Annotated in this window: 13 protein-coding genes; 9 read left to right on the top strand and 4 right to left on the bottom strand. The window is 37.3% G+C overall.

From position 1 onward, the window contains the following. The first annotated feature begins 9 nt into the window (after nucleotides 1-9). The 8 genes from AACZ30_RS03810 to AACZ30_RS03775 all read left to right on the top strand — a co-directional run bounded on the left by AACZ30_RS03810 (nucleotide 10) and on the right by AACZ30_RS03775 (nucleotide 7,274). Nucleotides 10-1,350 (top strand): MBL fold metallo-hydrolase, encoded by a 1,341-nt coding sequence (locus tag AACZ30_RS03810; RefSeq protein WP_339647842.1) that lies wholly within the window; start codon nucleotides 10-12, stop codon nucleotides 1,348-1,350. 180 nt (nucleotides 1,351-1,530) lie between these two features. Next, nucleotides 1,531-2,016 carry an acetyl-CoA carboxylase biotin carboxyl carrier protein subunit gene (locus AACZ30_RS03805; protein WP_339647841.1) on the top strand — a complete coding sequence of 162 codons (486 nt, stop codon included), beginning with the start codon at nucleotides 1,531-1,533 and terminating at the stop codon, nucleotides 2,014-2,016. A gap of 47 nt (nucleotides 2,017-2,063) precedes the next feature. Then, on the top strand, nucleotides 2,064-3,506 hold the full coding sequence (gene accC, locus AACZ30_RS03800; protein ID WP_339647840.1) for an acetyl-CoA carboxylase biotin carboxylase subunit: 1,443 nt from the start codon (nucleotides 2,064-2,066) through the stop codon (nucleotides 3,504-3,506). 49 nt (nucleotides 3,507-3,555) lie between these two features. Next, nucleotides 3,556-5,097: an acyl-CoA carboxylase subunit beta gene (locus AACZ30_RS03795; RefSeq protein WP_208225274.1), complete on the top strand. Its 1,542-nt coding sequence runs from the start codon at nucleotides 3,556-3,558 to the stop codon at nucleotides 5,095-5,097. A gap of 38 nt (nucleotides 5,098-5,135) precedes the next feature. Then, complete coding sequence (locus tag AACZ30_RS03790; protein ID WP_208225275.1) at nucleotides 5,136-5,276, top strand: hypothetical protein; 141 nt, start codon at nucleotides 5,136-5,138, stop codon at nucleotides 5,274-5,276. After that, the gene (locus tag AACZ30_RS03785; RefSeq protein ID WP_339647839.1) at nucleotides 5,267-6,169 is read left to right on the top strand and encodes an NAD(P)-dependent oxidoreductase; all 903 of its coding nucleotides are present in this window, start codon (nucleotides 5,267-5,269) and stop codon (nucleotides 6,167-6,169) included. Before AACZ30_RS03790 ends, AACZ30_RS03785 begins: the two co-directional genes overlap by 10 nt. Nucleotides 6,170-6,293: 124 nt before the next feature. Further along, the gene (locus tag AACZ30_RS03780; RefSeq protein WP_208225276.1) at nucleotides 6,294-6,851 is read left to right on the top strand and encodes a YeeE/YedE thiosulfate transporter family protein; all 558 of its coding nucleotides are present in this window, start codon (nucleotides 6,294-6,296) and stop codon (nucleotides 6,849-6,851) included. Between the two features lie 9 nt (nucleotides 6,852-6,860). Beyond that, complete coding sequence (locus tag AACZ30_RS03775; protein ID WP_286761610.1) at nucleotides 6,861-7,274, top strand: DUF6691 family protein; 414 nt, start codon at nucleotides 6,861-6,863, stop codon at nucleotides 7,272-7,274. Nucleotides 7,275-7,304: 30 nt separating this feature from the next. On the opposite strand, the gene AACZ30_RS03770 is transcribed toward AACZ30_RS03775, so the two are convergent. Next, a complete protein-coding gene (locus AACZ30_RS03770; RefSeq protein ID WP_208225277.1) occupies nucleotides 7,305-7,934 on the bottom strand; it encodes a trimeric intracellular cation channel family protein in 630 nt (209 codons plus the stop codon). 250 nt (nucleotides 7,935-8,184) lie between these two features. On the opposite strand from AACZ30_RS03770, the gene trxB reads away from it, so the two are divergent. Further along, nucleotides 8,185-9,177 carry a thioredoxin-disulfide reductase gene (gene trxB / locus AACZ30_RS03765; RefSeq protein ID WP_075326729.1) on the top strand — a complete coding sequence of 331 codons (993 nt, stop codon included), beginning with the start codon at nucleotides 8,185-8,187 and terminating at the stop codon, nucleotides 9,175-9,177. 140 nt (nucleotides 9,178-9,317) lie between these two features. Here trxB and AACZ30_RS03760 read toward each other — a convergent pair whose 3' ends face one another. The 3 genes from AACZ30_RS03760 to AACZ30_RS03750 all read right to left on the bottom strand — a co-directional run. Then, nucleotides 9,318-10,286 (bottom strand): Gfo/Idh/MocA family oxidoreductase, encoded by a 969-nt coding sequence (locus AACZ30_RS03760; RefSeq protein ID WP_339647838.1) that lies wholly within the window; start codon nucleotides 10,284-10,286, stop codon nucleotides 9,318-9,320. 63 nt (nucleotides 10,287-10,349) lie between these two features. Then, on the bottom strand, nucleotides 10,350-12,056 hold the full coding sequence (locus tag AACZ30_RS03755; protein WP_339647837.1) for a sodium:solute symporter: 1,707 nt from the start codon (nucleotides 12,054-12,056) through the stop codon (nucleotides 10,350-10,352). A gap of 108 nt (nucleotides 12,057-12,164) precedes the next feature. Beyond that, the coding region (locus tag AACZ30_RS03750; protein ID WP_339647836.1) for a hypothetical protein at nucleotides 12,165-12,358 on the bottom strand (194 nt) is incomplete at its 5' end.

Genomic DNA, 12,358 nt, shown 5'->3' with positions numbered 1-12,358 from the left:
ATTAAAGAAATGAAGATAAAACAATTTAAAGACGATCCTTTAGCGCATTATTCTTACGCACTTGTAAGTAATGGAGAGATGGCCCTGGTAGACCCTAGCCGTAACCCTATGCAATACTATAAATATGCCGAGGAAAATAATGCAAAAATAGTAGCAGTTTTTGAAACGCATCCGCACGCCGATTTTGTGAGTGGACATTTGCAAATTCAGGAAGAGACGGGGTCAACTGTCTATATTAGTAAAAATGTTGGTGTAGAATATACGCATACTCCATTTGATGAAGGGGACGAAGTAAAAATTGGAGATGCCAGTATAAAGGCTATTCATACTCCGGGGCACTCGCCAGATAGTTTAACATTTATAGCTGAAGAAAACGGTGAAACCATTATGTTTAGTGGGGATACACTTTTTATAGGCGATGTTGGAAGGCCAGATTTACGTGAAAAAGCTGGAAATATGAAAGCAAAACGTGTAGAATTGGCGAAGCAAATGTACAATACTATGCAAACCAAATTTAACGAATTGCCAGATGATACTATAATCTATCCGGCTCACGGTGCAGGTTCGCTATGCGGAAAAAATATGAGTGATGCTTCTTCAAGTACTCTTGGAAATGAACGCCAGGGAAACTGGGCGTTCAAAGACCAAACCGAAGAGGAGTTTGTAGAAGAAATTTTAAAGGACCAGCCTTTTATTCCTGCCTATTTTGGTTTTAGTGTAGAGTTAAACCGAAAAGGAGCTTTAAATGTTCAAAAAGCCAAGTATGAAGTTCCGGTAAAACTTTATGTAGATTCTGTAGAAAAAGAAGGAATTACTGTAGTAGATACTCGTGATGGGGATGCTTATAAAAAGGGACATTTACCTAATAGTATTAATATCATGGCCCGTTCAGAAAGTGATAAATATGAAACCTGGCTGGGTGCTATTATTGAGCCCGAGGAAGAATTTTACCTTGTTGCTGAAAGCGTAGATCAAATTGACGATTTACTGGAAAGAACTGCGAAAATCGGTTATGAAAAGCAAATGAAAGGGGTAGTGAGTTTATCTGAAAAAGTTTCAAAATCTTCAGATGATTTCAATTTAGAAGATTTTAAAGCCAATAAAGATAAATACACTATTGTAGATATTAGAAATGAAAGCGAGATTGCAGAAGGTAAAATCTTTGATGATGCTAAAGCAATTCCGTTGAATGAGCTAAGAAACCGTGCCGATGAATTACCAGATGACAAACCGTTTATGGTACATTGTGCCGGAGGATATCGTTCTGCTGCAGGAAGCAGTATTCTTGAAAATAAATTTAAAAACACTAAAGTTTATGATCTAAGTGAAGCGATTAAAGAGTTTTCGTAATTAATTAGTTATTATTTTAAAGCCCTGTAGATAATTGAATTTACAGGGCTTTTTTTATGTTTAATTGTAAACAGATTGGTAATATCCAGAATCTAAATCTTAAAAACTCATAAGTAAAAGCTCCAAACTTTTGCTATATTTACAACACAAGCTTCAAATTAGATTTGAAAACTACGAAATATGGAAAAAAAATATAAGGTTAAGGTGAATAATTCATTTGAATTTGAATTTACCAAAGACCAGATTACCGCTTTAGATACACAGGAAATTGCCACTAAACATTACCATTTATTAAAAGAAAATCGCAGTTTTAAGGCTGAGGTTCTTACCGAAAACTTTCTTCAACGCAAGTACGATATTAAAATCAATTCTAATACCTATAATGTAGCTATTTCCAATGAGTTGGATTTACTTATTGAAGAAATGGGACTTTCTCTTGGCACCGCGCAAATGATAAATGATATAAAAGCGCCCATGCCGGGGTTAATTCTGGAAGTTAATGTTGAGGAAGGTGCTGAAGTTAAAGAAGGGAATTACTTGCTGGTTTTAGAAGCTATGAAAATGGAAAATACACTTACTGCACCCAGGGATGGTGTGGTGAAATCGGTTTCAGTAAAAACCGGACAAACTGTTGAAAAGAACCAGTTATTAATTGAATTGGAATAAGCCCTTAATCCTCCAAATGGGAATAATTAGAATTCAAAAGAAATAAAATGAAGAAAATATTAGTAGCCAATAGGGGAGAAATTGCTTTGCGTGTAATGAAAACCATTCAAAAAATGGGGATCAAAACCGTAGCTGTTTTTTCTAAAGCTGATAGAAATGCGCCCCACGTAAAGTTTGCCGACGAGGCGGTTTGCATAGGCGAAGCCCCTTCTAACGAATCTTACCTAAAAGGCGATAAAATTATTGAAGTAGCTAAAGAACTCGATGTAGATGGGATTCATCCTGGCTACGGATTTTTAAGTGAAAATGCAGGCTTTGCCGAAAATGTAGAGAAAAACGGCATTACCTGGATAGGTCCCGGTTCTAAAGCCATTAAAATTATGGGGAGCAAACTTGCCGCTAAAGATGCGGTAAAAGAATATGACATTCCAATGGTTCCCGGAATTGACGAGGCGATTACCGATCCAGAAAAAGCGAAGAAAATTGCTAAAGAGATCGGTTTTCCTATTTTAATAAAAGCTTCTGCCGGTGGCGGTGGTAAGGGAATGCGCATCGTTGAAAAGGAAAAAGATTTGGAAGACCAAATGAAACGTGCCATTAGCGAAGCTGAATCAGCTTTTGGTGATGGTTCGGTTTTTATAGAGAAGTATGTTTCTTCACCCAGACATATTGAGATCCAGGTTTTAGCTGATTCCCACGGGAATTATATTCATCTATTCGAAAGGGAATGTAGTGTGCAGCGTAGGCATCAAAAAGTGGTAGAAGAGGCACCCTCTGTAGTGCTGGATTCAAGACTTCGAAAACAAATGGGCAAAGCAGCTGTAAAGGTAGCAAAGGCCTGTGATTATGTTGGTGCCGGAACCGTAGAGTTTCTTTTCGATGAAGATCAAAATTTCTACTTTCTGGAAATGAATACGCGTTTGCAGGTTGAGCATCCCGTAACGGAATACATTACAGGCGTAGACCTGGTAGAACAACAGATTAGAATTGCCAGGGGAGAAAAGTTGAAATTACTTCAGGAAGATCTAAAAATAAAAGGACACGCGGTAGAACTCAGGGTTTATGCTGAAGATCCTATGGATAATTTTATGCCCAGTGTGGGGACACTTAATAAATATAGTATTCCTGAAGGTGAAAATATACGTGTAGATAACGGCTTTGAAGAAGGCATGGAAGTTCCTATTTATTACGACCCAATGCTGGCAAAATTGATTACTTACGGAAAAACCCGCGAGGAAGCCATTCAATTAATGCTGAAGGCGATAAAGCAATATGAAGTTGAGGGCGTAATGACGACCCTTCCTTTTGGAAAATTTGTTTTTGAACACGAAGCCTTCAGAAGCGGAAATTTTGATACCCATTTTGTAAAAAAATATTATTCCGCTGAGAAACTTGAAAATGAAATTGAAGAAGAAGCCAAATTAGCGGCTATTGTAGCTTTAAAGCAATATCTCAAAGATCAACAGGAGTTGAGGTTACCAATAAACTAAAAGCTAACCTCAAACATTTAATCTAGATTATCGCGTAAAAAATAAATTGATGAGTCAGAATATAGAGAAGTTAAACGATAAAATTAAGCAGGCACATCTTGGTGGTGGTGAGAAACGCATAGCGAAGCAGCACGAAAAAAAGAAACTTACTGCCCGGGAGCGTGTAGATTATTTACTGGACGAAGGTTCTTTTGAAGAAATTGGGATTCTGGTAACTCATAGAACTACCGGTTTTGGAATGGAAGATCAAAAGATCTATGGAGACGGAGTCGTAACAGGCTATGGTACCATAAGCGGAAAATTGGTGTATATTTTTGCCCAGGATTTTACGGTTTTTGGAGGTTCACTTTCGGAAACACACGCTGAAAAGATTTGTAAAGTTATGGATCTTGCCGTAAAAGTTGGAGCACCAATGATCGGCTTAAACGATTCTGGTGGAGCCAGAATTCAGGAAGGCGTAAAATCTTTAGGAGGTTATGCCGATATTTTTCATAGAAATGTAAAAGCTTCAGGGGTTATTCCGCAAATTTCGGCGATTATGGGTCCTTGCGCCGGTGGTGCTGTTTATTCGCCTGCAATGACAGATTTTACACTTATGGTTCAGGATACCAGTTATATGTTTGTAACCGGGCCTAATGTGGTGAAAACGGTAACTAACGAGGAAGTAACTTCAGAAGAACTTGGTGGCGCTTCAACGCACGCTACCAAATCTGGAGTAACTCATATCACTTCATTCAACGATATCGCCTGTCTTGAAGATATAAAGAAACTGGTGAGTTATATGCCGCAAAATAACAAAAAGGCACCGGAAAAACTTCCGTATGAATTAGGTGATGAAATTAGGGAGGAACTGGATTCTTTGATTCCAGATAGTTCTAATAAACCTTACGATATGCACGAGGTAATTCGCGGAATCATAGACGAAGATTCATTTTATGAAATCCATAAAGATTACGCCGATAATATTATTGTTGGTTTTGCGCGCTTAGGCGGAAGAAGTATTGGGATTGTTGCCAATCAACCAATGAGTCTTGCCGGAGTTTTAGATGTAGATTCCTCTAAAAAAGCAGCTCGATTTACTCGTTTTTGCGATTGTTTTAATATTCCTTTGCTAGTTTTGGTAGATGTTCCCGGGTTTTTACCAGGAACCGACCAGGAGTGGAATGGAATTATTCTAAATGGCGCAAAATTACTTTATGCACTAAGCGAAGCCACGGTTCCAAAAGTGACCGTAATTACCAGAAAAGCTTACGGTGGCGCTTACGATGTAATGAATTCTAAACACATTGGCGCCGACCTTAACTTTGCATGGCCAACGGCTGAAATTGCGGTTATGGGAGCCAAAGGTGCCAGTGAAATTATTTTCAGAAAAGAAATTCAGGAAGCTGAAGATAGCGAAGCGAAACTAGCTGAAAAAGAGGCTGAATATGCAGAAACTTTTGCAAATCCTTTTGAAGCTGCCCAACGCGGATTTATTGATGAGGTAATTATGCCAAAAGAAACCCGTAGAAAATTATTGAAAGGCTTTAGTATGCTCGAAAATAAAAAAGTACTTAGACCGGAAAGAAAACACGGCAACATACCTTTGTGATTTTTTAATTTAACTGAGTAAAATTTAAGATTTAAAGTATGACTAAAATTACTACTACGAATATAAAATTGGAACGAAAGAAACTGGAATTGGAATTTGAAACATCTACAAGAGTTCGCGAAGACAGTATATTATTGAACCAGGTTTACGATGAAACAATACTGCCAGAATGGGAGTGAAATTCAATAAAATTGTTTGTGTAGATCACACAAAATTGCAAGATTGGGCTATAGATGAACTTCAGGAATTTAGCGAAACTAAAGTTGATGTTTATAAAGATAGTCCCGAAACCGAAGAAGAGCTTATTAATCGAATTGGCGATGCCGAAGCCGTAATAGTTTCCTGGAAAACGCAAATCCCTGAAAATGTTATAAAAGAATGTAGCAATCTTAAATATATTGGAATGGCCTGCAGCCTGTATGATGATGAATCGGCTAATGTTGCTGTAGATTTTGCCAGGAAGCAAGAAATTACCCTGAAAGGTATTTTCGATTATGGCGATCCCGGGGTTATAGAATTCATTATTTCTGAATTAATAAGATTACTGCACGGATTTGGTAAACATCAATGGCGCGAAATGCCGGTAGAACTTACCGATAAAAAGATTGGGATTATTGGTTTAGGTACCACCGGGCAACTTCTGGCCGAAGCTTTATTGCCGCTGGGAGCCGATCTTTATTATTTCAGTAGAAGTAGAAAAAAAGACTGGGAAGAAAAAGGAGTCAAGTATTTAGAACTGGAAAAATTGCTGAAAACTTCAGAAATTATCTCGCTTCATCTTCCAAAGAAGACCAGGCTACTTGGAAAGGAAGAATTTAAAACTTTTGATGCGGGAAAAATTTTAATCAATACTTCGCTGGGGCTTCCTTTTAAGGAAGGAGCTTTTGAAAACTGGATAAAATCTGAAGGTAATTTCGGGATTTTTGATGGTGATGGGGGAGCTTCACTTTCTAAAGATACAAAAGCATTAGATCGTGTAATTTCTTATTCTAAAAGCGCAGGTTGGAGTGCAGAAACTCAAAAACGCTTATCTGAAAAGGTATTGGAAAATTTGAAATCTTATTTCAAATAAACCTCAATATATATAATTCAAACCTCAAAGGTTTTCAAAACCTATGAGGTTTTTTGTTGTAACATTTGTTACTGTCTTACTTCGTAAATTACAGTTAATTTGCACCTCATTAAAAAAATGAACTATGGAATGGATTTTTGAGCCCTGGCCCTGGTATGTATCGGGTCCGCTTATAGCTTTAATAATGTTTTTACTAATTTTTATTGGGAAACAGTTTGGAATGTCTTCCAACCTTAGAACCATGTGTACCATCTGCGGTGCCGATTCTAAAGCCGATTTCTTCAATTTCGATTGGAAATCTCAACGCTGGAATCTTATTGTGGTTGCAGGAGCGATTATTGGCGGATTTATTGGAGCAAATTTATTAAGTAACGATCTTTCTGTAGCAATAAATCCTGATACGATTACAATTTTGGAAGACCTTGGCTTTAATAGCGCCGGTGAAGCTTACCTACCAACTGAAATATATAGTTGGGAAGCAGTTGGCGGAATTAAAGCGCTTATCATTTTACTGGTAGGCGGAATCCTAATTGGATTTGGTGCTCGCTATGCCGGTGGTTGTACATCCGGGCACGCTATTTCTGGACTTAGTAATTTGCAATTACCTTCTTTAATTGCCGTTATAGGATTTTTTATAGGTGGTTTGGTGATGGTACATTTATTATTTCCTCTAATATTTTAAATTGAAATTATGAGAAGTATAGGATATTTATTGATAGGTATATTTTTTGGAATTGTAATGTTTAAATCTGAAGCCGCTTCCTGGTTCAGGATTTATGAAATGTTTCAGTTCCAGTCGTTTCATATGTATGGAATTATGGGTTCGGCATTGCTTTTAGGAGTTATTGGTGTTCAAATTATAAAACGTAAGAACCTGAAATCTTTTTTTGGAGAACGAATTTCATTTACCCCAAAAGAAAAGAGTTTTAGCCGCTACATGTACGGCGGAATTATCTTTGGATTAGGTTGGGCATTAGCCGGCGCCTGTCCGGGACCAATTTTCACCCTAATTGGTGCAGGATTTTTACCAATTCTAATCGTATTTATAGGTTCGCTTTTAGGCACTTTTTTATACGGATTGCTTCGGGAGAAACTTCCGCATTAATAAAAATTTTGGGTTTCGGCGGGAAAGAAATTAGTTTTTACTTTCCGAAGAAATATAGAAATAGGGTAGGGAAATATGGTATTTTACAACAACAAGTCTAATTGAAATTACAATTAGCGTGGTGGTAAGGTAAATGATATCACGATTTATACCAAGCTCGTGCATTATTACAAAAGCGAGTCCGCCCATTATACAGGCAGTGGCGTAGATCTCTTTTCTAAAGATCACGGGAATTTCGTTACAAAGAATATCTCGAATTGCACCACCAAAAGTACCCGTCATAGTACCAAGTGCAATGCAAATAATGGGATCAAGCCCATTTCTAATGCCTATTTCAACACCGGTAATAGTAAAGACTCCCAGCCCAATGGTATCAAAAAGAAAGAGGGATTTTTTTAGATAATTAATTTTGTTTCTAAAAATAATGGCAAGAATGGTTACAACGCCAATTAGGTAAATATATATGGTATTTTCCATCCAGGTTACTGGAGTGTTACCTATTAAAGTATCGCGTAACGTACCACCACCAATGGCAGTTACAAAACCAATAATAAAAATACCAAAGAGGTCCAGCCGGCGATCCATGGCAGCCAATGCGCCAGATATAGCAAAGGCTATAGTCCCCAGGATATCTAGAATATTAAATAAAGTAAGTTCCATTTACTCGATAATCGAGATTTTAAAAGCTTCGGGGACTTCCCGAAATTAAAAAAGTTAAACCTGAATATCTCGCGGTTTTCGCTAGAGAATTCTTAAACAAAGGTATAGTTAAATTTTGGAAGCCCTTAATTTTTATTTCCTGAATGAAATCTATACCTTCAAATTATTTGCTAATAAGAAAACTTAATTAGTAAGGCCTATAGATTATAACTAAAGTTATTACTTTTGTAAGACAGAAAAACAAGAAATAATGAGCGATAAAATAGAAAGAATAAAAACCTTAATTATAGGATCTGGACCTGCAGGATATACTGCAGCAATATACGCGGCAAGAGCAGACCTTAAACCTGTTATGTATACAGGAATGGAACCTGGTGGACAGTTAACTACAACAACCGAAGTGGATAACTTTCCCGGTTATGCCGATGGAGTAGATGGGCCAAAAATGATGATGGATCTGCAAAAGCAAGCCGAACGTTTTGGTACCGAAGTAAGAATGGGCATGGTAACCGAAGTTGAATTTACCGATAAACCCGGCGGAATTCACAAAGCTTGTGTAGATAACGCAACCTGGGTAGAAGCCGAAACGATTATTATTTCTACCGGTGCTACGGCTAAATACCTTGGTTTACCAAGTGAGCAACGTTTACGTGGTGGTGGAGTTTCAGCATGTGCTGTTTGTGACGGATTTTTCTATAAAGGTCAGGATGTAGCTATAGTTGGTGGTGGAGATACCGCCGCAGAAGAAGCTACCTATTTGGCTAATATTTGTAGCAAAGTTACTATGCTTGTAAGAGGTGACCAGATGCGTGCATCTAAAGCAATGCAACACCGAGTAAACAGTACTAAAAATATTGATGTAAGGTTTAATACTGAAGTAGACGAAGTAATAGGCGAACAGGTAGTAGAAGGTCTAAGAATGCTGAATAAAGAAACTGGCGAAAAAGAGCAAATCTATATTACCGGGTTGTTTATCGCCATTGGCCATAAACCAAATACCGATATTTTTAAAGGTAAATTAACGATGGATGATACCGGGTACTTAATTACCGAAGGTAAATCTACTAAAACCAATATCCCGGGAGTTTTTGCCTCAGGTGATGTGCAGGATAAAATTTATCGCCAAGCAGTAACCGCAGCGGGAACTGGATGTATGGCTGCTCTTGATGCTGAACGTTATTTAGCTGAAATTGAAAGCGAAGAGGGAGAAGAAGTAAAAACTACTAAAAAGGTAGAAGCTTAATTTTCTGAAATTTATAATAAAAAACCTCGCAGAAACTTAAATCTGTGAGGTTTTTTTGTTTTTAAATAAAATCACAAAAAAATCAGCTTAGATACTGAAACCAGTTCAGGATGACGTTAAGTTGATAATTGTTGTAAATACTAATATTCCAACCCTATTTTAGTTCTAACTTTATCCAGTAGCTCAATTAATTGCAGGCTTTTTTCAAAGGTCATTTCGGTGCTTTCAGTTTTGCCCTCGCGTAGCATTTTTTGAACGTGTTCCGCTTCAAAATTATAACCGTTAGAATTCACTTTAAACTCTTTGGTTTCTTCACCTTCTGGTGTTTGTATAATAATACTTGTAGGTTCGTGAAACCTGGTGTTTAGTGTAAGCGTAGCTTTTTCAAACTGAATAATTGCTGCGGTAGGGGTTTGTTTTATAATAGAACTACCCAATTCTGCCTCTACACCATTTTTATACTCAAAAATAATATCACAGTTTTCGTCAACTCCGGTATCATGAAAACTGGCTTTCGCCTGAATTCTCTCTGGAGCTCCCAGAGCACTCATTGCCATAAAGATAGGGTAAATGCCAATATCCAGTAAGCTACCGCCACCCAGGTTTTTATTGTAAAGGCGTTTATCTAGATCTACCGGTGCCGGAAATCCAAAATCGGCTTTTAGATTTTTGATTTTCCCATATTTTTCAGACTTAATTTGTTCTATTACAAACTTAAAATGCGGAAGAAATTGCGTCCACATCGCTTCCATAAGAAAAACCTTTTCCTTTTTGGCTTTTGCGATCATTTCTTCCACCTGCTTTTTGTTCATTGCAAAAGGTTTTTCGCATAAAACGGCTTTTTTATGATCAAGGCAAAGAAGGGTCTGTTCGTAATGAAAAACGTGTGGGGTTGCGATATAAACCACATCTAATTCTTCATCTTTTAACATTGCTTCGTAGCTGGAAAATAATTTTGTAGCCGCATGTTCTTTTGCAAATGTTTCAGCTTTGTTTTTAGATCTACTGGCAACCGCGTAAAGTTCGGCGCCTTCAACGTCATTTAAAGCAGTGGCGAATTTTCCGGCAATTTTTCCGAGGCCAAGGATTCCCCATTTTATATTTTTCATCTTAAATAAAATTTATTTTAGAAAGTTAATTTTTATTGAAAAACCCAAATTTTAAACTGAAAACTAGGTGCTTCTTTTGATTTTATGTTCCGGGGTTTTTATAAATAATTCCAGGATTAGAGCAAGTGCCATGACAAGTAAACATCCTACTAAATTGAGCCATAAATAGGGCATCACATCAAATTTATAGAGAATTATTACTATAATTTGTGTGATTATTGCGGCTACAAAAACCGAATTACTATTTACAATTTTAATAAAAAATGCCAGTAAAAATATTCCCAAAACATTTCCGTAGAAAATAGAACCGATGATATTTACCAGCTGGATGAGATTATCAAATAAATTGGCAAAGCTTGCAAAGGCAATGGCAATGGCGCCCCAAAGTAGCGTAAACCATTTGGAAGCTTTTACATAATGTTCGTCAGACATTTCGGTTTTTCGGCTTCTTTTATATAGATCTATGGAAGTTGTTGAGGACAACGCATTTAATTCGGAAGCGGTAGAAGACATTGCTGCAGATAGGATTACTGCTAATAACAAACCAATTAATCCGCGTGGAAGATTATTCAGAATAAAATGAATAAATACATAATCTTTATCGTTGCTCTCGGCATCTTTGTCTGATGCGTCTATTAATTTCCTTGCTTTTTGTCTCGTTTCGTTTTCTGAAGCATTTAAAGTAGCCAGGTTTTCGCGATAAGTAGAATTATTTTCGGGGGTAAAATTATTGTTTTCTGCAAACTGTAAATGTAGGTTCTGTTTTTCCTGCTGTATCTCATCGTGCTCCAGCATTAAATTTTCATATTGATTTCCGTAATCTGAATTTAAAACGGTTTCAGTGGCTGCGGGATTAAAATTTAAAGGGGCGTTATTAAACTGATAGAATACAAAAACCAGGACCCCTACAAGCAAAATAAAGAACTGTAACGGCACTTTAAGCATCCCGTTCATAATCATTCCCATTCGGCTCTCGTTAACCGATCTTCCGCTTAAATAGCGTTGCACCTGGCTTTGATCTGTCCCGAAATAGGAAAGTGCTAAAAAGCTTCCTCCAATGATTCCGCTCCAAAAAGTATATCGGTTTTCAAAATCGAAAGAGAAATCCAGAATATCCATCTTGCCGCTGGCACCGGCAATTTCAAGAGCATTGCTAAAATTAATATTTTTGGGTAAATAGCTTAGAATAATAAAAAATGCAGCAAACATTCCCGTGAGAATTACTGCCATTTGCTGCTTATGAGTAACGCTCACGGCTTTTGTACCGCCGGCAACTGTATAAATAATAACTAAGGAACCAATTAGCACTGTTAAACCAGAGAGGTTCCATCCTAAAACTGCTGAAAGAATAATTGCAGGGGCAAAAATAGTTAAACCAGCTGCAAGACCACGCTGAATTAAAAACAGGACTGCAGTTAATGTTCGGGTTTTTCTATCGAATCTTGATTCTAAATATTCGTAAGCGGTATAAACGTTGAGTCTTCGATAAATGGGAATAAAAAACATACAAATAATTACCATTGCAATAGGTAGCCCAAAATAGAATTGTACAAAACCCATCCCATCGTGAAAAGCCTGGCCCGGTGTAGAAAGAAAGGTGATGGCACTTGCTTGAGTTGCCATTGTAGAAAGCCCAATTGTCCACCAACGGGTTTCGCTGCCACCGCGAATATAATCTTGTGCTCCTTTGTTATTTCGGGTTTTGTAAACGCCGTAAGTAACTATAAAAGTAAGCGTACCAAGAAGAACAATCCAATCTATTAATTGCATATTAGGTGAATTGAGACATTATAAAATAAAACACGATTATGTAGGCTGCGTTGGCCAAAAGAACGAAAGTGTAGGATTTCTTCCAGGTAAATTTTTCGGGTTTCTTCATTATTTTCCTATTGAAATCATATTAGCAAAAAGCCTGTAAGCGCCGGGAACGCCAACCGGAAACTGCCTGAAAAAGCTTAAACCGGTATAAATAAAATATCCTTCTCCATATTTTGCAACCATTAAACTACCATTTTTGGGAGTTTCATTTTTATCGTTCATAGAAAGGATTGGCGTAAATTCTTCACTCCAGG

The sequence above is a fragment of the uncultured Salegentibacter sp. genome (assembly GCF_963972535.1).
In the GTDB taxonomy this organism is placed as follows: domain Bacteria; phylum Bacteroidota; class Bacteroidia; order Flavobacteriales; family Flavobacteriaceae; genus Salegentibacter.
The sequence above is the reverse complement of the archived record's forward strand: the minus strand, read 5'-3'. Positions and strand labels throughout refer to the sequence as shown.